A 23,217-nucleotide genomic window follows, 5' to 3' on the forward strand; every position below is an offset into this window, starting at 1 on the left:
ATGAATTTACAATTCACGGGTATGTAGAGACGTAGCATTGCTACGTCTCTACAATGATTTGGCATCGAACTACAAAAATGTATGCACACATAATTCATGACCAAATTCAGCAACGCCAATTTTCTTGTGTTTGTTATCACTCCCCTAATCTCACAGACGGGGGAGGTGGGGAGGTTGGGAGGTGGAGAGAGTTTAATTCTACATTCTCCCCATCACCCTATCTCCCCATCACATAAACCCCATCCCCCACCAATCCCTCAAAGTTGAGGTGATATACTACTAGTTTTTGTCTGGTCAGGATTTATAATTATCCCTGTATAGTTACTATTGCATATATAATTCTGACTAGAGAATATTTATTTAGTTTGTGTTGATTGATTTGGAAGTTAGTCTATTTTTAATATAAAATATTTGATTTGTTTGTTGCATTACACCCCTTAATTGTATATGTCCAAAACATACACTGTTGAAATTCACCATCAAGGTAAAATTCATACCTTGCAGGTTCCCGAAAATGAAACAATCCTATCAGTTGCCGATGCTGCTGGTTTAGAATTACCGAGTTCCTGTCATGCAGGTGTTTGCACAACTTGTGCTGGTCAAATTAAGTCTGGGACAGTAGATCAAACGGATGGCATGGGCGTCAGCCCAGAACTGCAAAAACAAGGTTATGTATTGCTGTGTGTTGCCTATCCTCGCTCTGATTTAAAAATTGAAACAGAAAAAGAAGAGCTTGTTTATCAACTACAATTTGGTAAATAAGGTTAGTAGTTAATAGTTAGTAGTTATATGTTTTATACTATCCATTAACCACTAACAACTAACCACCAACAAACAACAAACAACAAATACAATGACAACTCATTTTATTACCGCAGAAATTAACCTCCAAGAAACCCCCACTGAACTACAAAAAACAATTGAGGCAGAACTCAAAAAACAGGGAGAACCATTGCGTTGGGCGATCGCTTCCGTGGACATTACACAACAAAAAGCAACCGTAGAAGCTGTTGTCACTAAACAAGAGAGTTAGTAGTTAGTGGTTAGTGGTTAGTGGGAAAAACTAACTATTATCTACTATCTACTATCTACTAACCAGAGTGAAGCGACTCATGCGTCCATACACAGCTATTTTAATTGTACCTACTGGCATTGGGGCAGCAATTGGAGGTTATGCAGGAGATGCATTGCCAGTTGCCAAAGCGATCGCCCAGGTTTGCGATCGCCTCATAACTCACCCCAATGTCCTTAATGGTGCTATTTTGTATTGGAATCTGCCCAACGCTTTCTATGTAGAAGGTTATGGGCTAGACAAATTTGCGGCTGGATGCTGGGGATTGCGCCCTGTACATCAAAATCGCATAGGTTTGATTTTAGACCAGGGAATTGAACCAGAACTGCGGCTGCGACAGTTGCAAGCAGCAGATGCAGCTAGAGCCACCTTGGGATTGTCTTTAACCGATTATGTAATTACGGATGCACCTTTAAACGTAGAATTGCGTACAACTGCATCCGGTACGAGTTGGGGAACGATAGGCAACCCAGATAGTTTACTGCGGGCAGCAGACGTATTAATTAACAAAGCAGGGGCGGAGGCGATCGCAGTTATTGCCCGTTTTCCCGATGATATCGATGAACAAGCAGATCAAAACTACCGCCACGGCAAAGGAGTCGATCCTATTGGTGGGGCAGAAGCTGTAATTAGTCATTTAGTAGTACGACAGTTTCAAGTACCCTGCGCCCATTCTCCCGCCTTTTTGCCTCCATCCCCAGATCCAGATTTATCTCCTCGTTCCGCTGCCGAAGAATTGGGCTATACTTTTTTACCAAGCGTACTTGTCGGTTTAAGTCGCGCACCCCAGTTTATTGTTGGGGAATCCCATGAAATGCCCGAACCCATCGATATTTGGTCAAATCAAGTAGATGCAGCGATCGTGCCGGCAACAGCTTGTGGCAGTAGTGCCTTACTGAGTTTAAGCCAAAAGCGATGCCTCATCGTTACAGTCAATGAAAATCAAACTCAAGTGCAAGTTCCTCCCCAGCCATTAGGGATAAAATCAATACAGGTCAACTCATATTTAGAGGCAGTAGGTGTATTGGTTGCTCACAAAGCAGGCATTAATCCATCTGCCCTCAGCCCCAATATCTCGTTGTTGCATTGTTTAGGTCAATAGTCATTAGTCATTAGTCATTAGTCATTAGTTATTTTTCTACTCTCCCACTCCCCACTCCCCCACTCTTCCTTTAAACCCTAACCTTCTAAACTCCGTGACTCAACAGCAAAAACAAGAGCCAGAAATGCCATATTTGACACGCACCCAAGTGCTGGTGGCGATGGCAGTTACTGCCGTAGTTTTGTGGATTATCGCCAAGCTGTGGTTGTATTTTGGCAATTTTTCCCTCATGCCTTTGCTTTGGAAAGAAAGAGATTTACTGTTGGGATTAGGTTTGGGGTTAAGTATCACTGGTTTGAGTGGTTTAGCTTATCAACTCTGTCCTCCCTATCGTAAAAGTGCTAATTATTACTTAGAAATAGTACTCAAGCCCTTGGCTTTACCAGACTTAATTTGGTTAGGATTACTACCAGGGTTGAGTGAAGAATTGTTATTTCGCGGTGTGATGCTACCAGCCTTTGGATTGGATGATGCTGCTGCGATCGTATCAAGTCTTTGCTTTGGTGTCTTGCATTTAAGCGGTTCTCAACAATGGCCTTATGTGATTTGGGCTGCTATTGTTGGTCTAATACTGGCATATAGCGCCCTTCTTAGCAGTAACTTGTTAGTGCCAATAGTTGCTCATGTGATTACGAATATGGTTTCTAGTTATTTGTGGAAAGTAGGGCGATATTGAAAAGGGGAATGGGGAATATGGAATAGGGAGATGGGGAGACTACTAACTACTAACCACTAACCACTTACTGAAGAACTTGATTCTTCTGGCACAATACCTACCACTAACTTGCGATTTTTACGCAAAATGGTTAGTTGCGATCGCACACCAATTGATTCAGGTGTTAGAAGTTTTTGCAAGTCTTCGATACTGCGAAGCGGTCGATTATTGAAACCAACAATCACATCTCCTTCTTGCAAACCTGCTTTTGCTGCGGGGCTGTTTGCTTCCACGTACATGACAAAAATTCCGGTATCCACAGCTAATTCATGGGATAACATAAGGCGGCGGGAAATCCGCACATTTTGTCCGCCGATACCGATGTAACCGCGCCGAATTTGACCATATCTCATCAACGCCGGAATCACCATTTTGGCAGTGTTAATGGGTACGGCAAAGCAGATTCCTTGTGCCGCCATGACAATGGCAGTATTAATGCCGATGACTTCCGCATGGGAAGTAACCAGCGGGCCGCCAGAATTGCCAGGATTCAAAGCAGCATCAGTTTGGATAATATTTTCAATCACCTTACCAGAACGAGATTGAAAAGAACGTCCTAAGGCACTAATTACCCCAGTTGTAACTGTAGTTTGAAAGCCGTAGGGATGACCAATCGCGATCGCCAACTGACCGACTCGCAATGACTGCGAATCTCCCAAACGTGCCGCGATCAAATTTGGCGCATGAATTCTAATCACTGCCAAATCTGTATCTGGATCGTCGCCGATCATTTCTGCATCATAACTGCGACCATCTGAGAGTGTCACCTGAATTTTGGACGCATCGTGCACCACATGGCTATTTGTAAGGATGTAACCATCCTGTGTGAAAATAAATCCAGAACCATTACCACGTACTTCTTGAGCAAGAGGCAGATAATTGCGGCTACGTCCTGTTAAGAATTTTTGTACGTCGATATTAACAACCGTAGGGCTGACTTTTTCCACTACATTGATAACAGCTTGGGAATAAGCATCAAGCAATTGTTCATCAGTTTTTGGGTTGTTTTTGGGCATTCCTGCATTCTTAGAAGCGAAATTATCGTTTGATACCCAGCCCAAATTTATTTTCATGTCTGCTTTCCTATCGTCTCACGGCGAGGGGATATAAGGGGGAGATGGGGAGAACCGAAGGTGGGGGGAGTGGGGGAGTAGGGGGAGTGTGGGGAGAGGGGGAATGAGGAATAAGGAAATTATCAACAACCACCAACCACCAACCAACAACTAACAACCAACAACCACTAACCACTAACCACTAACCACTAACCCTTCCCATTCCCTTATTTCCCGATTCTGACAAAAATTCCGCGATTTCGACAAGTAGGCACTTAATGTCTGTTTGTTATTTGCTGAAGATTAGCAATTATTCCAACCACCAACCATCAAACAACAAACAACAAATTCATCACCTTCCCAAATACCGACTTGCCATCTGTATGGCATCAACAATATCAATATCGCCGTCGCGATCGCTATCAAGGAAGGAATTCAGCACGGAATTTCCACCAGCTTGAGAATTTTGGGCATTCGCACCGGTTCGCAGTAAATTCAGTACCAAAGGAACCAATATTGGTAGCAGTTGTTGAATCATACCAGCATTCAAACCTGTGCGTTGGGCAACAGCCTCAGCTACCTGCTGTTGCATCCCGTAAGAGAACAAGGAGTTTACAGCTTGGGGATTAGGAGAAGTGCCGCTATATTGATTGACTACAGCTTGCGCTTCTTGATTGCCATAGTTAGCTTGCTTTTCTTGTAAGGCAGAACGCACATAGTTACCCACGATACCTACAACTGATTGCATAGTTGCAGGATTTGTACCCGTGCTATTGCTCAGTTGCTGTACAGTATTGAGGATATCACCCAACTGTCCTGTACTGCCTTGTTGGCTGGGATTGTCGATCGCATTAATAATTTGGTCAAAGAGTCCCATAAGCTTTTTTCCTTTATATTAATACCAACAAAACCAACATTGTTACATTTTGGTTGCTAATTGCCTCTAGCTATTAATAACAAATAAAGTTTTTTCATTAATCAGCGCTTCTAGCAATTGGTAGAGCGATCGCAAACTCTGTGCCTAAATCTAATTCTGAGTTACAAGTAATTTTGCCGCCGTGTTTGTCGACTATAATTTGGTGGGAAATTGCTAGTCCTAAACCAGTACCAATACCTCGCGGTTTTGTAGTGAAGAAAGTTTCAAATATTCTATCTTGATTTTCTTTTGCAATACCTGGCCCATTGTCGGCAATTCGTACCATTACCCAATCATCGTCACTGTGTGCTGTGCTGATGGTAATTGCAGGTGAAAAGTCAGGATTGCTGGCAGATTTTTCCTCTAAAGCATCAATGGCATTGATTAACAGGTTCATAAACACCTGATAGAGTAAGCCTGTATAACCAGCAATGGTTGGAATATCTCCATAATTGCAGACAACATTTATGCCATGTTTCAAACGATTTTGCAGAATCAATAGCGTGCTGTCAATACAAGCGTGTAAACTTACTGATTGAGCTTCACATCCATCTAGACGGGAGAAATCTTTTAAACTCCGGACAATTTCTCGCGTCCGTTCAGCCCCAAATTCCATTGATTTTAAGAGTTTTGGCAAATCCTCTTCAATAAACTTTAAGTCTATCTCTTCTTCTTTTGCTTGTATTGCTGCGGAAGAATTGGGAAATTCGGCTTTATATGTTTGCAGTAAGTCAAACAGGTCGTTAATGTAGGTTTTCGCGCTGCCTATGTTGCCATAGATAAAATTGACAGGATTATTAATTTCATGGGCAATACCGGCAATCATCCTTCCTAAGCTAGATAGTTTTTCGCTTTGAATGAGTCTTGCTTGGACTTCGGTTTGTTGTTCTGCTAAAAGATACTTTACTTGGTGGATTAGTTGGTTCAGGGAATCAGCTAAAGTACCAACTTCATCTGTTGTCGTTACGGGTGCTTGGAGGTCAAAATTACCTTCTTTGGTAACTTTTTGGGCAACATGCGTGAGCGTCTGGAGTGGACGGACAATTAAAGTACTGGTGTAAATAGCGAGGATAGCAGCGATCGCAGTCGATAGCAGAATGCTACTAATAATAATTAGAGCTTGCAGTGCTGCGGCCCGACTTTGAGCCTCATCAGCTTCCTCTTGGCGATCGCGAACTGTTTTCGCCAATTTGGTTAACTCATGGTTAAATTTATAAAAATCCAGTGCTGTTGGACTTTGGCTAAATTGCTGCGTTAATACCTGAGTCTTTGGCACTTCCTGTGGCTTTGAGGTCAGTGACGAAATCTGCTCTAAAATAGTGTTGAGTTGCTCAAAATAGACCCTGATTGTACTGTCATACTTTTTGAATAGCACTTGTAAATCTGCTTGCGATGTACCTTGACTAAATTCTTGCAACTCGGCAATCAATGCTTTGGCTTCTGCTTGATTTGTCTTTAACTTAGAAGTGTACTGTTGCAACTGTTGCGGTTGATTCAATAAAGACACAATTTCTTGCTGATTGGACTGAATTTCCAATAGTTCTCCTTGGAGACTGCTAAACAAGTGACTTTCTTCATCTGCCATCATCATCTGATGTCTGGCTTGTTGGAAGTATTTATTGCCAATTACCAAACCAGTCGCTGTTCCTAAAACTGCAACTCCCAACGACAGGCCGTATCCCAAGATAATTTTTTGTCGAATACTCAGCCGATGGAAGACTCGTTTAACAAAGTTTTTATAGTAATACTCTGGCAATTGTTTTAATTCAGATGGCGGGGTCATGATTTAGTTAGGTGTTGCAGTTTTCCATCTGGTAGGTTTTCAGCAAGAACAATCCAACCAGCAGCGAAACCATGAATGCAATGCAAAAATTGTTCTCAGTTTATCAAAACATACTTCTTTCTACCCTGGTCAATAACACTGAAACTATTAATATTAGAAGCATGTGCGTAAGTAATACCACTATCCTGTGCCATCCATGCCTCTGTCGCGCATTGTTACGCTAATTATTGGTCTGATTCTGATTTTGGGACTAAGCCTTTGGCTGATTGACTCTCTGTCACGGCTGTACTGGCAATTGTCCTACTCTCCCCTATTGGGCAATTTGCTGCTGTTGTTGTTAGTTGTCCTGATTGGTGCTTTAATTGCCGCCTTTGTCTATTACGTACTGGTAATTCGGTCTGGCGAACAGCGATCGCGCCGCAAGAGACAACAACGCAAACAAGTGCAAATCCCAGCTGTTAAATCAGAAGCAGCTTCTTCTACCCTGCAAGCTGTTAAGCAACAAGTCGCGCAAATTCAAGATGAAGTTGCCCGACAAGCTTTACTGAGTAAATCGCGGGAAATAGAAGCTAACCTAGCACGTGGCGAAATTCAAGTTGTGATCTTTGGCACCGGGAGTGCTGGCAAAACCTCTTTGGTGAATGCGATTATGGGACGCATGGTCGGCAGGGTAGATGCGCCGATGGGAACCACCACAGTAGGAGAAACCTATTGTATGCGTTTGAAGGGCTTAGAGCGCAAGATTTTAATTACCGATACGCCAGGAATTTTAGAAGCGGGGATAGCCGGAACCGAGAGAGAACAACTAGCACGAGAACTAGCAACATCCGCAGATCTACTGTTGTTTGTGGTCGATAATGACTTAAGGCAGTCAGAATACGAGCCATTGCGGGCATTGGCAGAAATCGGTAAGCGCTCTTTGCTTGTGTTAAATAAAACAGACCTATATACAGAAGAGGATAAAGAGGCGATTTTAGCCAGATTGCGGCAAAGAGTGCGAGGATTTATTGCTGCTAGTGATGTGGTGGCAGTTTCTGCCAATCCCCAATCTGTACAACTAGAAAATAGCGAAATTTTCCAACCAGAACCGGAGATTATACCATTACTGCGACGGATGGCGGCAATTTTGCGGGCAGAAGGTGAAGATTTGGTAGCAGATAACATTCTCCTGCAATCGCTGCGACTGGGAGAAGAAGCGCGAAAACTCATCGATGCCCAGCGTCGCCGTCAAGCTGACAAAATTGTGGAACGGTTTCAATGGATTGGTGCGGGTGTGGTGTCGGTAACGCCACTGCCAATGGTCGATTTACTGGCAACAGCTGCTGTTAACGCCCAAATGGTCGTAGAAATTGGCAGAGTTTATGGCTGTGAATTAAATATGGAACGGGGGCGCGAACTAGCGCTATCTTTAGCAAAGACAATTGCTGGTTTGGGGATTGTTAAAGGCGCGTTGCAGTTACTTTCTACCGCTTTGCAACTGAATGTAGGTACTTTTATTATTGGTAGGGCAATTCAAGGTGTGACAGCTGCGTATCTGACACGCATTGCTGGTAAAAGCTTTATCGAGTATTTTCGTAATGACCAAGATTGGGGCGATGGTGGGATGACAGAAGTAGTACAGCGTCAGTTTCAATTAAATCGCCGCGATGAATTTATCAAGGACTTTGTTCAGGAAGCGATCGCACGGGTAGTTAGGCCGTTAACAGAAAGAGCTGAATTAGTGGAAGAAGACCAGGAAAGGAGACTAGGGACTGGGGATTAGGGTGTTAGTCTTGTTCAACGCACATAGACGCTCGTAGGGCAAATTCCTGCAATGTAAATACTAGGTAAGAATATTTTTAATTTTTTAAAAAATAAAAACAAAATTAAGCCGTAAAATAAATTTTTGGCTGTTGTTTAGAGACGTGTGCGCTGCAGGTGTGCTCACAGGGTGATTTTGCCTCTCTACAGCAAATAGCTAGCTTTTAGCTTTTAGCTTACTCCAACTTTCGTTGAGACTAGATAATTATGCTCACAATGTATAATACCTATACTTTTTTTAGTCATCTAGTGTGCTATATGTTAATCTGAAGCATCCGTAAATTTCACTATATCCGAGTGATTGGTGAATAGCAGTTTATACTATCTTGCTCAGTCAAGAATTCCGGAAACAGGGGGCATTTTCCGAAAAACTAAATATAGCGAGTGACCAAGTAACCAGCTAATGACCCACCAAATGATCGGTAAAGTATTACAAGGGCGTTACCAAATCGTTCAACATTTGGGTGCAGGTGTGTTTGGACAAACATACATTGCTATAGATATAGAACAACCAGATCACCCAAAATGCGTTATTAAAAAGCTAAAGGTTTCCTGTTCCCAACCTAGCTACTTACAAACCCTGAGGTTACACTTTCTCACTGAAACCGAAACCCTCAGATATTTGGGACACCATGACCAAATTCCTCAACTCATTGCCTGTTTTGAAGAAAACGAACGCTTTTTCTTGGTGCAAGAGTTTATTGAAGGACATGCGCTGACTGCTGAATTACCAATCAATCAACGTCGCAGCTATCTCTGGAGTGAAAGCGAAGTTGTCAGTTTTTTATATGATGTATTAGGTATTCTCGAATTTATTCACTCTCAAGGTGTAATTCACTGCGATCTTAAGCCAGAAAACTTAATTAGACGGGCTTATGATGGCAAGTTAGTCCTCATTGATTTTGGTTCCATCCAACCGATTGATTTTGGCACAGATTCAGTATTGCCAATCTACAAAGTCCCCGTCACTTCATTGGGGTATATTCCGCCAGAACAATTTATCGATCAAACACAAGCCAACAGTGATATTTATGCTTTAGGCATGATTGCCATTCAAGCACTAACTGGGCTTTCTCCATTGCAATTAGAAATAGATCCTAGTAGCAATGAATTTATTTGGCGTTCTCCACAAACCCTAGTTAGTGATTATCTTGCTGCGATCCTCAGCCAAATGATCCGCTACGACTACAAAGATCGTTTTAAGTCAGCGAGTGAGGTACTGCGGGCACTTAAGCAAATGCCTGTAGATAATTGGCATCCGCAAACAATACAACCAGAGTATAGCGTAGTAGATTCTGCCGAAAATAGTGATGATTTTGCTCAGCATTTTGCATCCCCCAAATCACCTCCTCTATTGACAGGAATGAGATTAGGTTTGGCGGCTAATTCCTTGGTGATGGGATTTGGAGTATATTCTTTAATGAATAGTTCTCCAGCTTACTCAGAAACAGAGACTTTATATAAAGCAACAGAAGAATATCAATCTGGAGATTTAGAAGAGGCGATCGCGCTGGCTAAATCTATTCCCTCAAACAGCAATGTTTATCCAGAAGCTCAAGCGACGGTTGAAGAATGGCAAAACCAATGGCAAGTTGCAACTGAACAATATTTAGTTGCTCAAACAGCTTTGCGTGAAGGTCGATTGTCAGAGGTACTGCATGCAGCTTCTCAAGTTCCTGATATTTTGTATTGGCAGTTAAAAACAGACAAAATAGTTGAGAAAGCAAAAGCCAAAATCGAGACGCAGACAAGCGATTTATTAACAAAAGCCTATGAAAAAGCCGCAGCTAAAGATTTCAGCACTGCTTTAACTTATCTCGATCAAATTCCTAAAGAAACTTCTGCCAACGCTGTAGTGAAACAGAAGTTAGATGAGTACAAAAAAAAGCAGCAAGTTCGGGCGATTTATTTGTTACAGCAAGCTTACAATCAGGCAGCAGTAGGCGAATTTAATACTGCTGTGAATTTTCTCCAACAGGTTCCCAAAAATACTACTGTATATAAAGTCGCTCAAGACAAGTTAATAGAATACACTCAAAAGCAGCGTATACAAGCTGAAGGTCGCAAGATACCGACATCCAAAGTAGCTACTGCAACTCATGAAGAGACATCGAAGCGGCACTCTTTTGAGCCAGGAAACCAGATGCAAGAGGTAAATATTACACCCATTTCAAATTTATAACAACTTTTTGTTCTAGTGAATTTCAAATTTAGCGACTGCTTAACAGATTTCAGGACACGGTACAAACGTGTCCTTAATAATTTTATCTGCTTTCGGTTGTTGGAACTGATTGAGCACAAATCCTGCACGATTGTGCCTCACCAAAAGTATTCTAGTAAGTAGAAAGGCATAAATAAGCTAAAAACGGGGTGGGCATCCTGCCCGCCCGTATCAAATACAAGATATTTTACGTTTAATTATGTTGACCCACTTAGCTGCGATCGCATTAACTAATTCCCAGACTGAATCTGTTGAATTAATTCATAAAAAGGTTGCCAATTATCTTCTTGAACTATTGGTTCCCAAATCGATTCAATTACAGGTCTTAATATCATGGTTTTGGGATTATGTCGAGCTAGGGTTTGGGCTACTTTTTCTATTTCTTCCGGTGTCAAATCACTTAAAATCCGATGATATATTCCCGACCAGTTTAAAAATAATTCAGATGTCCCTAAAGATTGCCCAATTTCTGAGTCTCTCAAAATCGAACTAGCATCATCTCTCCATTTACTTGAAAAGGTAGTTGCCATGTCTGCAAAAAAGTGGTGATAGCTAACTGGATAATGTTTTAAAAATTCAATAGTTGCTTTTAAAAGCTCATCTGCTTGTGGTTGTGATAGTTGCTCAAAACCTAATTTTTTCAACATTAAAGAGCGATACTCAGCCAGATAATATTCATCAAAACTGGCTAATCCAGCTTCCATATCAGTTTGAGGAATAACAGCTTTTAATGCTTCCTGAAGTGCTTCTAAATTCCACTTGCAAATCTCTGGCTGATGGATGTAACTATAGCGTCTATAGTAGTCGAAATATGCGGCGGTAAAGTAGGGATCGTAATTAGGAATAAAAGCATAGGGTCCGTAATCAAAACTCTCCCCTGTGATTGACATATTGTCAGTGTTTAACACTGCATGACAAAAACCAGCCGCCATCCACTGCGCTACTAATTCTGCTACCCTTTGGACTAATTCTGCATAAAATAGAGCATACTTATCTTGTTCACTATCTAAGTGTTGATAGTACTGCTCAATGACATGGTCTAATAGCTTTTTGGTTAAGTCAGGACGCCGGAAATAGTGCAGTCGCTCAAAAGTACCAAAGCGAATATGCGATTGGCTCAACCGTACCATTACTGAGGAACGAGTAGGAGAAGGTTCATCACCCCGCCAGAGTGATAAACCTGTTTCCACCATGCTGAGACAGCGTGAAGTACGTACGCCCATAGCGTGCAGCATTTCCGCAGCTAAAACTTCGCGGACGCCGCCTTTAAGTGTTAACATACCATCGCCACCGCGAGAGTAGGGCGTTCTACCAGAACCTTTCGTACCGAAGTCGTAAAGTTCACCATCGACACCACGCACTTGTCCGTAGAGAAAACCTCTACCATCACCTAAGAAAGGATTGTATTCACCAAATTGATAGCCGTGGTAACGCAGCGCTAGCAAGGGTTTGCGTCCCTCAAATTTGCCAAAGGCGGTGATAAAATCTTCGTCTGTCACTGCTTTGGCGTCCAGTCCCAACAGGGGTAGTAGTGCGTCGTTGCGCCAGCGTAGAGCGTGTAGGGGAAATTCCGCTGCTGCTACTTCGTCGTAGTAGTCTTCGCCCAGAGATTCTAAGGCGGGTTCGTAATTAAGGATGAGAAAGGGATTTGTAGAATTTGTGTTGTTGGGAACTTCTGCCAGAGTCATTACGAGTACAACTTAGTTCATCTTCTCTTAATAGTACCTCTGGTGGAAGGGTGGGCGATCGCGATGATGACTACTTAGCTTGCCAACTAGGATTGGTGAGACTCGTCAGAATATGATCCTGCCATTGCCCATTAATTAATAAATAATCTCTAGCATACCCTTCTACAACAAATCCTAGCCTTTTGAGTAAATTTCCACTGCGCTGATTGTGAGGCATATAATTTGCCATGATGCGGTGCATTTTTAATTCTTGAAATACATACTCAATAGCTGTTTGCAAGGCTTCTGTCATAAAACCTTTGCCTTGCTCAGTTTCTGCAATACTGTACCCAACATTACAATATTGTGCTACTCCCCGGACAAAATTAGTAAAATTGATAACTCCAATGATTTTTTTGGGATTATTTTTGAGAAACATAAATAGTCTCAAAGAACAATCATTAACAAATTCATGTAAATTCAACTCTAACTGCAACTGCCAATATTCTTCTGTGAAAAAACCCTCAGACCAACGAGGATAAAATGGAGTCAGATAAGTTTTGTTATCAGCAAAATATTGGATAATTAAGGGTATATCCTCTTTGGTCGCCATTCGTAATAATAAACGTTCAGTTACGATTAGCGGTGTTTCAAATTTCATAACCTACTATTAATTAGTGCAAGATTTTTAGTGCGAGCCATCTAAATAATGTCGAGTTAAATTACGGTTTTAAAAAGCTTGCGGAAAGTCGTTTTTTCTTGGCACGAGGGTCATGATTGAAATTAAAGTTAACTCCATCAGTTCTATATATGCCTCAATATCCACTTGATCGGCTAGCAGCATATCTCGATAGTGCTGCTTTAGTTGACCCAAATTCTGCAAAGCAACCTCCGGATTAGTTTGCAAGGTTGCTTGCCATTCGTCCACTAGCAATAGGGTATCCATCACAAATTTTTTGCGCTGTTGTTCCAACTGTAAACGACACTCGTTAGCAAAAGTCTGTGTTTTTTGTTGCAGTTGCTCGTATACTTCTGTTGTCACTATGCCATCAATAAATATCAGTCGATGCTCTTGGCTTAAGTCTTCAATTGCTCTTAATGCTTGTTGGGGACTTTCTGCCAACAAATTCTTGAGTTGACTAATACGGCTATTAGTGATGTTAAGCATCTTCTGAGACGATCGCCTGCGCCACTGTTGTATCATTAACCCTAGAAAGCTCGTTGTCACCAGAATGAATACCCCAGATTGCAAGTCTGTATTATTTTTCCAATAACGAATGATGACTCCACTGGGATCGCCTTCCTCAAACACTTCCTCTGCTGCGGGGTGTACGTAAAATAGCCCTTTTCGCAGTAGTTCGTTAGCTTTGCCGTTCTGAAGTTCTGGGTAAAACTGAGAGTAGGTTCGTGCAGTAGAGAGAATTGACCAAGTTACTTGTTTTACCTTCTCCTGATCGGTATCGGGACGAGTCACCAAAACTGTAGCTGTAGACAGAGTAGGTATCTGTTTGTCTGGAATTGGTGGACGTGATGTGTAAGTACCAATTGGCAGAATCGCACGTTGGTAGGAATCAGGGTTAAGAATAGTCAGGTTGTTGATCAACTCTGGTTCAATGGGGAGAATTTTTAAATTTGGGTTATTGACAAAATTTTGACGTATATTTTTACTCGCGATCAAACTTCCCACGTAAGCGAGTGCATCTACTTGTCCAGCATTGAGTTTCCGAAATGCTGCGTTCAAGTCGGAATCATCTTTTTGAATTGTCAACTTATCTGCATTGATAAGTTGGCTAGTAGTGAAGCGAATTCCACTACCGGGTGTACCGACAGCTACTCGCTTTCCCTGAATATCGGCAAAGGTTTGCAATCCTGATTTTTTGATGGTGATAATTTGCACATACTCATTTGCTACCACTGCCACTGCTTGGACTTTTCCCTGTTGCATTGCCTGATTAGCAACGTCCAACTGTACCAGAGCAAAGTCAACTTGACGTTTGAACAAACGTTCCAAGTTTTCTTCTGAACCCCGAGAATCGAGGTTGCGAATCTTTATTCCAACTGTAGTCTCAGTAGAATTACTAATTTGTTCAGCCATGCGGTTGTAATATCCACCAGCAGGGCCGCTAGAAAGAGTCACACTGGTCGGCTGGAAACTGCAACTGCTCAGAATCGGGACAAGAATACTACTTGCTAAACAGCTAAAAGTAAGAAAAATTCCTCTAGGACGACGGATTGATTTCACAAATACTACTGGCAAGTCAAATAATCGCTTTGCCCTGACTTGCCTACCAGACACTTCAGACATCTTTTACCTGCCAGTTCATAAGCGGCTGCTTTCTTTGCTGAAACCAAATTCTGAGTAACATTACAGAGCAGCAAATAGATTCGTATGCTGTGCATCTGTGCTTTTGCTTTAATTAAGTCTAGTGTAAATACCTAATGATAATTTAAAGGATTAACAATTTACAATAGTTGCCTTGATCAAATTCTTGATAACCTGATTTCTGAGCAAAATTAAAACAGATGTAAACCTAGGAAGGCAGTACGCTACGTAACTTAATTCATTAAAAGGAAGGCACATCCGTGGGAATACGCTACGATTGGCAAGAAGCAGAAATCAGAGCCATATACAATACAGCATTGCTAGAGCTAATTTATCAAGCTGCTAGCGTGCATCGTCAGTATCACAACCCTAAACAAATCCAAGTTTGTAAGCTCATCTCCATTAAAACAGGAGCTTGTCCAGAAGATTGTAGCTACTGCGCTCAATCTTCTCGCTACAAAACAGAAGTCAAACCACAAGCACTCTTGGATAAAGAAACAGTAGTTAATATTGCTCAGCAAGCAAAACAAAGCGGTGTCAGTCGCGTCTGTATGGGTGCTGCTTGGCGAGAAGTAAGGGATAACTCACAATTTGACCAAGTGCTGGACATGGTTAAGGAAGTGACAGCATTGGGGTTAGAGGTATGCTGCACTTTAGGAATGCTGACAGAACTACAGGCCAAGCGTTTGGAAGAGGCGGGACTTTACGCCTACAACCATAATTTGGATACTTCACGGGACTATTACAGCACAATCATTACTACCAGAACTTATGACGATCGCTTGAACACAATTAAAAATGTTCGGCAGACAAACGTCACCGTCTGTTCTGGCGGTATCCTAGGCTTGGGTGAAAGTGTCGAAGACCGGATCGGGATGCTGCACACTCTGGCAAACCTGCATCCGCATCCAGAATCCGTACCAATTAACATTCTCTCCCAAGTTAAAGGTACACCCTTAGAAAGTCAACCAGATGTTCCTATTTGGGATGTCGTGCGGATGATAGCCACTGCACGCATAATTATGCCAGCTTCTGATGTGCGCTTGAGTGCAGGCAGGGCAAAACTTTCTCACGTTGAGCAAGCTTTATGCTTCTTAGCAGGAGCAAATTCTATTTTTTCCAGCGATGACGGACATATGTTAACCGTCACTACTCCCTGTCCTGGCTATAACACTGACCAGGAAATGCTGGATCTACTTGGTTTAGAGATGCGTCCGGCGTTTGTTGGTCAGGAGAAGCTGACAGCTTTATAAGATGGTGGGGAGATAGGGAGAGTATATGTTCATCCCATCTCCCTGTTTCCCTATCTTTTAAAGAATCTTGGCAGCACGCAAACCAAACAGCAAACCGACAGCGATGCCCAAGAATATAGCCAAGAAGACGACATAAGATACTACAGCGAACATTTACGTTTCTCCACAATTATTTACTAAATCTATTGAATCATTAGTCAATCGTCATTGGTCATTAGTCATTGGTTAGTGGTTAGTGGTTAGTAGTTAGTGGTTATTCTCCCTATCACCCCATCTCCCCTTCGGGGAATTAAAAATGTAAAATTAAAAATTTTGAATTTTGAATTTTGAATTTTGAATTTTTAATTGACTACTCTCCATCTCCCCATTCCCCACATTGCGGTAGAATACCGACACGTGCTTGCAAAGGGGTTGGTGATGGTTTCTGCGATCAAAGTAAATCTACCGCAGCAGTCTTATGATATTGCGATCGCACCTGGTAGCTTAGATCAACTGGGCGATCGCATGGCGACTTTGAAGCTAGGTAAGAAGGTACTGCTGGTTTCTAACCCAAATGTTTTTCAATTTTATGGCGAAAGAGCGATCGCATCACTAAAAGCCGCTGGTTTTGAAGTTGCTAGCTACATCCTGCCTGATGGGGAAAACTACAAAACCTTGGAATCTGTACAAAAAATCTACGATGCAGCCCTAGAAAATCGCTTAGAACGCTCCGCCACGATGGTAGCTTTGGGAGGTGGAGTCATTGGCGATATGACGGGTTTTGCAGCGGCGACTTGGCTGCGTGGGATCAACTTTGTGCAAGTACCCACCACCTTGTTAGCGATGATAGATGCAGCAATTGGTGGCAAAACAGGCGTGAACCATCCCCAAGGCAAAAACTTGATTGGGGCATTTAATCAACCGCGACTGGTATTAATTGACCCAGAAGTGTTGAAAACGCTACCCGTCCGAGAGTTTCGTGCTGGCATGGCGGAGGTGATCAAGTACGGCGTCATTTGGGATGCCCAGTTGTTTGACGAGTTAGAAGCGAGTCAGCGCCTGGATGAAATGGAATATTTGATCCCCCCAACCCCCCTTAATAAGGAGGGCTATAACTCTCCTACCCCCCTTGGAAAGGGGGGCGAGGGGGGATCTTCACTCATGGACAGCATATTAACTCGCTCGTGTCAAGCTAAAGCCGATGTCGTCAGCAAAGATGAAAAAGAAGCGGGACAGCGGGCGATACTCAACTACGGACACACCATTGGTCATGCCGTGGAAAGTTTGACGGGTTATACACAAGTGCTACACGGTGAAGCCGTTGCCATTGGCATGGTAGCAGCAGGACAGATAGCTGTGGAACTGGGGATGTGGACGCAGGAAGAGACACAACGGCAAGATGCCCTCATTGAAAAAGCAGGTTTACCGACTCAGTTACCCAGTGGTTTAGACATAGAAGCAATTATTGAGGCGTTAAAAATAGATAAGAAGGTGAAAGCAGGCAAAGTTAGGTTTGTATTGCCAACGCAAATCGGTGTAGTGACAGTGACAGACCAAGTACCAGCAGATATCATCCGGCAGGTGTTGCGAGGAATGTAATTTTATTCCCTATTTCTCATTAGACATCGACCGAATTTAATTATGCGTTACCCAAAATCCTTGTAGAGACCGTAAATTTACGGTCTCTACATTATTTTTCACGCCTAGGTCTATTCCCTACTTCTTCAACTTAACAATAGTGGAGCGATGAAGTTTAGAAAGGAAAACGAAAGCATCAGGAAAAAGGCGGAAAAAAGTATCTTTGCAGGCTGCAACAAAAGAGTAATGGGAAGCAAGATAGTCAATTGACTCATCGGTAAATTGGATGTTCGGATGAAGAACATGGTTTTCAAATTCTGCTTCACATCCTTTGTTAAATTTCAATGGTTCTCCTAAATCAGTACTATACAAACCAAGCTTGCAGGCTAAAGTCTGGAGCTATAGCCTGCAAGCTTGGTGATAAGATAATTTACCCATCTATGAAATTTGTAGAGACGTTGCAATGCAACGTCTCTACACCTAGAGAACTAGCATAGACTTTAGGCTATTTTTGAGATATTACTCGTTAAATATGAGGAAAATGTGAGGAAATTGGGAATTCAGTTCAAGTCAAGTTTGCGACCTTGTCTGAACTGTAGTGGTTTATTGCCGATTATGATGTGCAAGTTTACAGAGAATTAGTATTAGTGGTCTGTGGCAAGTAACCAAAAACTGGACTTTTTGCAAAAGATGCTTTTGCAGGAAGTCTACTATGTATTATTGGTAGCATTAGCGATGATGCCAATTACATTCAAGTGGCTCAAAATCTCTGTTGCTTGAATGAGATCGGCTTGGGTGACTTTACCGATGCGTGCCACCATGACAATGCGATCGCAAAACGTGGCTAAAATTCTGGCATCGACCGTGTTAAGAATAGCAGGAGCATCTATCAACACTAGGTCATAAGTTTGCTCAAAGGACTCCAACAGTTCTTTCATGCGCTGAGAACTCAGCAGTTTCACCGTATCTTCTGGAGTAGAACCAGCAGTCAAAACATCAATGGAAGGGTGAATAGGTTGGATATAATCTTGAGTAAAAGTATTTGCCTCATCTACCAATAACAGGCATAGTCCCCAGTCATTAGAGAGTTCCAAGATTTTGTGTAGACTAGGCTCCCGCAAATTGGCATCAATCACTAGTACTCGTCGATGCATTCGCGCAGCACTCACCGCCAGTCCCAAGGCTAAAGTAGTCTTGCCTTCCTTCGGTAATGCTGATGTTAACATCAGGGACTTGCTGGACAACGGAGATTTAAGGATTTGAATATTTTGGTAAGCCATATCCAGCGTTTCGTGGGCAGGCCACAACGCGTAGACTGGTAAGGATTTTTCGTCAGAGATTTCTTATGAGAATCTCTGACAACAGCAGATCAACACAAACGTTATTTTGAGGCACTTGTTTGGGTTAATTCCACTTCTCGTCGCCTAGGTACTTCATAAGTCATAAAATCATAAGCCATATCTGTATGAGGGAAAATAGCACGGGCTTCTTTAAGCAAATCTTTTAACTCGATGGAATTTCCAGGAGCATAGCGGGGACTAAAATGAGTCATAATCAGGCGATGTGCCCCAGCAGCTAAAGCTGTTTGCGCTGCCATTGTGGAGGTGGAGTGCAACCGCTGAAAAGCCATATCTGCATCTTGGTGAGCAAAGGTTGCTTCGTGAATTAGCACATCTGCATCCCGTGCTAATTCCACTGCACTGTCACTATAAATTGTGTCTGTACAATAGGTTATCTTGCGTCCAATTTCTGTCGGCCCGCAAAAATCTGTGCCATCAAACACTCTTCCATCAGGTAAAGTCACGGTTTCACCACGTTTAAGTTGACCGTAAACTCGGCCGGGTGGAATCTGCATGGCTTTGGCCTTTTCAATATCAAAACGTCCGGCTCGGTCTTTTTCTGCTACACGGTAGCCGAAGGTAGTGACGCGGTGATGCAAGAAATCGCAGGTGACGCTAAATTCATCGTCTTCGTAAATTACACCTGGACGATTGGTATGAACTTTAACAGGATAAGAAAAGTGTGTATGGGAGTAGCGCAAGGCTGATTGCAGGTATTCGTTTAATCCGGGTGGGCCGTAGATATCAATGCGTTCGACATTACCTGCCAAACCACAACTGGCAAGAAGACCCATTAATCCAAAGATATGATCGCCGTGCATGTGGGTAATAAAAATTCGGGAGAGTTGACTGCTTTTGAGGTCACTGCGTAAAAGTTGGTGCTGAGTGCCTTCGCCACAGTCAAATAACCACAACTCTGCTCGTTGCGGTAATCTCAGAGCGACACTGGATACATTGCGCGATCGCGTCGGTACACCGGAACTCGTCCCTAAGAATGTTATCTGCACAGCTTTATATCTGCCTTCCTCTACTGAATTTGGCGCTCTATTCTATATGGTGGCACGGAACTCAGAAAAATATCTTCTTTAACATCAATAAGCTAGCAAAGTAAAATTACTTAGTGCAATGTCAAAAGTCATCAAGTTCTACCCTGCGAGAAGGGGAGAGGGGAAAGACAAGGGAGAAAAATTGCTTCCTTTGCCCCTTTTTTGACCCTACCCTACACCGAAACCGCCCACTCTCCGCCGATAAGTCAGGCTAAGCCTGTCTACCAGGTGTCTACGCTACGCCCCTTGGGGTTAAATCCCCTTCCATAATTTTTCGTTTGATTACCACTACCACAATCCCTAATCGCCAATCCCCAATCGCCTTTAATTACAGTACTTAAGTAAGTGGACATCAATAGTTGGACATAAATATTTTTTGTTTGAAAAAGCTGCTCTGAAAGCGTCTGAGGTTAATTTATGTGGACGTACTTACCAAAAGTAAAGTCTAATTTCTTTCATCAAAAAAATCTTTATATTATTATTTAAACATATAAATATTTTAACAAATACCAAAACTTTGCAATTAAATATGATTTATTTACAGAATATTCATAAATAACAAGTTTTTGTTTGTGAGCAAAACGTTAAATTTAAAAAGTAATTTAACCAGAACTTAAAGTAAATTATCAGTACGTAGAGCAGACATATTTGTAATAATTTACATTAATTGTTCTTATGCTAAGCAGACATCGGACATCGAGTGTCGGTCGCTTATTGCAATTTTTATTTGTGTGCAGTTTTACTTGTAGCTTGTTTATAGGACATTTGCCATTATCACCTTGGCAAAGAATATTTAGAGGAAATGTAACCGCACAAACAATAGTAAAAAATAGCCACAACCCTAGCCGATTGGTTTCGTCTGATGACACTAATCAACGACTAGAGCAAGGTATTAAAAAATACAAAAAAGGAGATTTCACAAATGCGATCGCTCCCTGGCAAACAACTTTGAATACATCTAAACAAAATGACAATAACGTCAGCAAGACGAGTATAATTGAGAACTTGACGAGATTATATCAAGAGATAGGCAAGACAGAGGAAGAGATCGCCTATTGGGAAGAAGCGATCGCCTACTATCGTCAAGCCCATGAGTGGCTAAATGTGGGTCAAATGCTTACCCAACAAGCGCAAGCATACAACAGTTTGGGCAAACCCAATCAGGCAATGCTACTTTCACAAAGCGCTTTGCAGATTGCCCGTACTTACAATGATGATGGTTTAGAAGCGGCTGCTTTGGTGAGTAGAGGAGAGGCTTATCGACTGGAAGGCAACTACAAGCAAGCTATTACTGACTTACAATCTAGTATCAAAATAGCTGTAGAAATTCACGACTTAACATATCACGCTTCTGCTTTAAATAAACTTGGAAATACCTACATCAATCTAGCTCAACTCGGTTATAGTCGTGCCAAATCAACTGCGGATGCAGGCGACCATGACGAAGCTGAAATTTGGAAAAAACAAGCTTTAGAAAATGATTTACTAGCTTTGCAATATTTCCAAAAAAGTTTGGAAATTGCGCGTCAACGCCAAGATAAACTAAGCGAAATTCGTCTACTAATCTCTTCTATTCCGCCTGCACATCGCACCAAAAAATCACACTTAGCCACAACCAAATTGCAACTAGCTTTATTACTACTAGAACGTTTACCAAATTCTCCCTCAAAAGTCTATGCAGCTATTCAATTAGCTCATTTTTTACAATCTTTGCCTTCTAAAGCAACTTTCTCCTTAACTGAATGTCCAACACCTCAAAGAGAATCACAAGCTTTAGATTTACTCAATCGGGCAGTCTCCATCGCTCAAGACTTGCAAGACGATCGCGCCTTATCTTTTGCTTTTGGTTATCTTGGTCATATTTATGAGTGTCGTCAAGATTATAAACAAGCACTAAAATTAACTCACCAAGCGCAACAGGCTGCTGAAAAACAATTGAAGGCTCAAGATAGCTTGTATTTGTGGGATTGGCAAGTTGGAAGAATTTTGAGAGCACAAAATCGTGTTGATGAGGCGATCGCAGCTTATGAGCAAGCAGTTGCTAACCTAGAAAATATCCATGCTCAGATTGTGGTTGCTAATCCAGACTTGCAACCTGACCCTCGCGATACTTTAGAACGTATTTATCGCGAGTTAATAGCCCTAAAGTTAAGTGTGGACAATCCTGAAACTGCATCCAGTCATCTTAATTCTGCGATCGCTAGCCTTGATGCTCTAAAACTTGCAGAACTGCGAAATTACTTCCGTAACGATTCTGTTTTTAGAACAGTTAATCAAGCCAAAGCTAATTTATTAGGCTCTAACACACTAACAGCAGTATTTTGGTCAATTATCTTTGAAGACCGTACTGCCATAATTGTTTGTCTTCCTAATGGCGAAGTTAAACTGAAGTGGATAAACCTTGATCGTCAAAGCTTGAAAGATGAAATTAACAAATTTCGCATCGGACTGGAGAGACGTAGTGACATCATTTACAATCGCCGGGAAGCACAGAAGCTATACGACTGGATTGTTCGTCCTTTCACAGATGATTTAGATTCATTGCAGGTCAAAACCCTGGTTTTCATTCCAGATGGTATTCTCCGTAGTGTACCAATGGCGGCACTACATGATGGGAAACGCTTTTTAATCGAGAAATATGCGATCGCATCTACTCCTAGTATGAGTTTGACAGATCCATTCAAAGCCAAGCCTGAAAAGTTACGAGCGCTAGCTGTAGGATTAACTGAAGATGCGATGGTAGATGGTCGGGAATATCAGGCTTTAACCAACGTCAAACAGGAAATTAATCAAGTTTTGACGCTCATCCCTGGTAGCAAACAATTGTTAGATAGAGATTTTACCCGCGATCGCCTGCAAGCAGAACTCCAGCAGACTGTTTATCCGATTATTCACATCGCCACTCACGGTGAATTTGGCATTGTTCCCGAAGATACCTTTCTCGTTACTGGCAATAATCACAAACTCACGATTAACGACTTGTATAGTATTGTTAACAATGCAGTTAGCAATGTGAATTCAGTTGATTTACTCTCACTGACTGCTTGTGAAACTGCCCGTGGAGATGACCGCGCTACTCTTGGTCTAGCTAGTGTAGCGGTAGTAGCTGGCGTGAAAAGTACTCTTGCTTCTTTATGGTCGGTTAACGATGCAGCAACCGTCATTCTAGTTACGAAATTTTATGAATATTGGCACAATCAGGGAGCCAGTAAAGCTGAGGCTTTGCAAAGGGCACAGCAGGAATTAATTGCTTTAGGAAAAAAATATGCTCATCCTTATTACTGGGCACCGTTCATTGTTTTGGGTAATTGGCTTTAGTGGATAGTGGTTAGTGGATAGTGGATAGTGGTTAGTAGGACAACAAACAACT

At 42.0% G+C, this 23,217-nt stretch carries 17 protein-coding genes and 1 pseudogene; 9 read left to right on the forward strand and 9 right to left on the reverse strand.

Annotated features, from left to right (window positions below; all coding sequences use genetic code 11):
• Positions 1–447: 447 nt before the first annotated feature.
• The 4 genes from HXY43_RS01170 to HXY43_RS01185 all read left to right on the forward strand — a co-directional run bounded on the left by HXY43_RS01170 (position 448) and on the right by HXY43_RS01185 (position 2,850).
• Positions 448–762 carry a 2Fe-2S iron-sulfur cluster-binding protein gene (locus tag HXY43_RS01170; RefSeq protein ID WP_026734661.1) on the forward strand — a complete coding sequence of 105 codons (315 nt, stop codon included), beginning with the start codon at positions 448–450 and terminating at the stop codon, positions 760–762.
• A gap of 91 nt (positions 763–853) precedes the next feature.
• Positions 854–1,033 carry a hypothetical protein gene (locus HXY43_RS01175; RefSeq protein WP_290878924.1) on the forward strand — a complete coding sequence of 60 codons (180 nt, stop codon included), beginning with the start codon at positions 854–856 and terminating at the stop codon, positions 1,031–1,033.
• A gap of 79 nt (positions 1,034–1,112) precedes the next feature.
• Entirely contained in the window at positions 1,113–2,174 is a 1,062-nt protein-coding gene (locus tag HXY43_RS01180; RefSeq protein ID WP_290878925.1) for a DUF3326 domain-containing protein, read from the forward strand.
• 94 nt (positions 2,175–2,268) lie between these two features.
• The gene (locus HXY43_RS01185) at positions 2,269–2,850 is read left to right on the forward strand and encodes a CPBP family intramembrane glutamic endopeptidase (RefSeq protein WP_290878928.1); all 582 of its coding nucleotides are present in this window, start codon (positions 2,269–2,271) and stop codon (positions 2,848–2,850) included.
• A gap of 56 nt (positions 2,851–2,906) precedes the next feature.
• Here the strand turns inward: HXY43_RS01185 and HXY43_RS01190 are convergent, their stop codons facing one another.
• The 3 genes from HXY43_RS01190 to HXY43_RS01200 form a co-directional block, all read right to left on the reverse strand.
• Entirely contained in the window at positions 2,907–3,962 is a 1,056-nt protein-coding gene (locus HXY43_RS01190; protein WP_290878931.1) for a trypsin-like peptidase domain-containing protein, read from the reverse strand.
• Between the two features lie 331 nt (positions 3,963–4,293).
• On the reverse strand, positions 4,294–4,818 hold the full coding sequence (locus HXY43_RS01195; protein ID WP_290878934.1) for a DUF937 domain-containing protein: 525 nt from the start codon (positions 4,816–4,818) through the stop codon (positions 4,294–4,296).
• Positions 4,819–4,915: 97 nt separating this feature from the next.
• Positions 4,916–6,640, reverse strand: a complete 1,725-nt coding sequence (locus HXY43_RS01200; RefSeq protein ID WP_290878937.1) for an ATP-binding protein — start codon at positions 6,638–6,640, stop codon at positions 4,916–4,918.
• Between the two features lie 196 nt (positions 6,641–6,836).
• Between HXY43_RS01200 and HXY43_RS01205 the strand changes: the two genes are divergently transcribed.
• Positions 6,837–8,402 (forward strand): YcjF family protein, encoded by a 1,566-nt coding sequence (locus tag HXY43_RS01205; protein ID WP_290878940.1) that lies wholly within the window; start codon positions 6,837–6,839, stop codon positions 8,400–8,402.
• Between the two features lie 441 nt (positions 8,403–8,843).
• Positions 8,844–10,622: a serine/threonine-protein kinase gene (locus HXY43_RS01210; protein ID WP_290878942.1), complete on the forward strand. Its 1,779-nt coding sequence runs from the start codon at positions 8,844–8,846 to the stop codon at positions 10,620–10,622.
• Positions 10,623–10,891: 269 nt separating this feature from the next.
• Here the strand turns inward: HXY43_RS01210 and HXY43_RS01215 are convergent, their stop codons facing one another.
• The 3 genes from HXY43_RS01215 to HXY43_RS01225 form a co-directional block, all read right to left on the reverse strand.
• Positions 10,892–12,349: a YdiU family protein gene (locus tag HXY43_RS01215; protein WP_290878945.1), complete on the reverse strand. Its 1,458-nt coding sequence runs from the start codon at positions 12,347–12,349 to the stop codon at positions 10,892–10,894.
• A gap of 70 nt (positions 12,350–12,419) precedes the next feature.
• Entirely contained in the window at positions 12,420–12,989 is a 570-nt protein-coding gene (gene rimJ, locus HXY43_RS01220; protein ID WP_290878947.1) for a ribosomal protein S5-alanine N-acetyltransferase, read from the reverse strand.
• 69 nt (positions 12,990–13,058) lie between these two features.
• Positions 13,059–14,633 carry a TAXI family TRAP transporter solute-binding subunit gene (locus HXY43_RS01225; protein WP_290878949.1) on the reverse strand — a complete coding sequence of 525 codons (1,575 nt, stop codon included), beginning with the start codon at positions 14,631–14,633 and terminating at the stop codon, positions 13,059–13,061.
• A gap of 278 nt (positions 14,634–14,911) precedes the next feature.
• On the opposite strand from HXY43_RS01225, the gene bioB reads away from it, so the two are divergent.
• Entirely contained in the window at positions 14,912–15,904 is a 993-nt protein-coding gene (gene bioB / locus HXY43_RS01230; protein ID WP_290878951.1) for a biotin synthase BioB, read from the forward strand.
• A gap of 57 nt (positions 15,905–15,961) precedes the next feature.
• Here bioB and petL read toward each other — a convergent pair whose 3' ends face one another.
• Positions 15,962–16,057, reverse strand: a complete 96-nt coding sequence (petL, locus tag HXY43_RS01235) for a cytochrome b6-f complex subunit PetL (RefSeq protein ID WP_072032410.1) — start codon at positions 16,055–16,057, stop codon at positions 15,962–15,964.
• A 264-nt stretch (positions 16,058–16,321) separates the two neighbouring features.
• Here petL and aroB point away from each other — a divergent pair, with 264 nt between their 5' ends.
• Positions 16,322–17,482, forward strand: coding sequence for a 3-dehydroquinate synthase (aroB, locus tag HXY43_RS01240; protein ID WP_290878954.1), 1,161 nt, complete (start codon positions 16,322–16,324; stop codon positions 17,480–17,482).
• Between the two features lie 689 nt (positions 17,483–18,171).
• On the opposite strand, the pseudogene HXY43_RS01245 reads toward aroB, so the two are convergent.
• Both HXY43_RS01245 and HXY43_RS01250 read right to left on the reverse strand, forming a co-directional pair.
• Positions 18,172–18,765 (reverse strand): annotated as a pseudogene (locus HXY43_RS01245) (tyrosine-protein kinase family protein); the annotation flags it as partial.
• A gap of 77 nt (positions 18,766–18,842) precedes the next feature.
• A complete protein-coding gene (locus HXY43_RS01250) occupies positions 18,843–19,808 on the reverse strand; it encodes a ribonuclease Z (protein WP_026734679.1) in 966 nt (321 codons plus the stop codon).
• 714 nt (positions 19,809–20,522) lie between these two features.
• On the opposite strand from HXY43_RS01250, the gene HXY43_RS01255 reads away from it, so the two are divergent.
• Entirely contained in the window at positions 20,523–23,165 is a 2,643-nt protein-coding gene (locus tag HXY43_RS01255; protein WP_290878957.1) for a CHAT domain-containing protein, read from the forward strand.
• Positions 23,166–23,217: the final 52 nt, after the last annotated feature.

It is taken from the genome of Fischerella sp. (assembly GCF_013388695.1).
In the GTDB taxonomy this organism is placed as follows: domain Bacteria; phylum Cyanobacteriota; class Cyanobacteriia; order Cyanobacteriales; family Nostocaceae; genus PCC9605.

What these genes read in the sequence shown, in the direction of transcription:
- HXY43_RS01170 (WP_026734661.1), top strand. Translation starts at nt 448, where the DNA reads ATGTCCAAAACATACACTGTTGAAATTCACCATCAAGGTAAAATTCAT.
- HXY43_RS01175 (WP_290878924.1), top strand. Translation starts at nt 854, where the DNA reads ATGACAACTCATTTTATTACCGCAGAAATTAACCTCCAAGAAACCCCC.
- HXY43_RS01180 (WP_290878925.1), top strand. Translation starts at nt 1,113, where the DNA reads ATGCGTCCATACACAGCTATTTTAATTGTACCTACTGGCATTGGGGCA.
- HXY43_RS01190 (WP_290878931.1), bottom strand. Translation starts at nt 3,962, where the DNA reads ATGAAAATAAATTTGGGCTGGGTATCAAACGATAATTTCGCTTCTAAG.
- HXY43_RS01195 (WP_290878934.1), bottom strand. Translation starts at nt 4,818, where the DNA reads ATGGGACTCTTTGACCAAATTATTAATGCGATCGACAATCCCAGCCAA.
- HXY43_RS01200 (WP_290878937.1), bottom strand. Translation starts at nt 6,640, where the DNA reads ATGACCCCGCCATCTGAATTAAAACAATTGCCAGAGTATTACTATAAA.
- HXY43_RS01205 (WP_290878940.1), top strand. Translation starts at nt 6,837, where the DNA reads ATGCCTCTGTCGCGCATTGTTACGCTAATTATTGGTCTGATTCTGATT.
- HXY43_RS01210 (WP_290878942.1), top strand. Translation starts at nt 8,844, where the DNA reads ATGACCCACCAAATGATCGGTAAAGTATTACAAGGGCGTTACCAAATC.
- HXY43_RS01215 (WP_290878945.1), bottom strand. Translation starts at nt 12,349, where the DNA reads ATGACTCTGGCAGAAGTTCCCAACAACACAAATTCTACAAATCCCTTT.
- rimJ (WP_290878947.1), bottom strand. Translation starts at nt 12,989, where the DNA reads ATGAAATTTGAAACACCGCTAATCGTAACTGAACGTTTATTATTACGA.
- HXY43_RS01225 (WP_290878949.1), bottom strand. Translation starts at nt 14,633, where the DNA reads ATGTCTGAAGTGTCTGGTAGGCAAGTCAGGGCAAAGCGATTATTTGAC.
- petL (WP_072032410.1), bottom strand. Translation starts at nt 16,057, where the DNA reads ATGTTCGCTGTAGTATCTTATGTCGTCTTCTTGGCTATATTCTTGGGC.
- aroB (WP_290878954.1), top strand. Translation starts at nt 16,322, where the DNA reads ATGGTTTCTGCGATCAAAGTAAATCTACCGCAGCAGTCTTATGATATT.
- HXY43_RS01255 (WP_290878957.1), top strand. Translation starts at nt 20,523, where the DNA reads ATGCTAAGCAGACATCGGACATCGAGTGTCGGTCGCTTATTGCAATTT.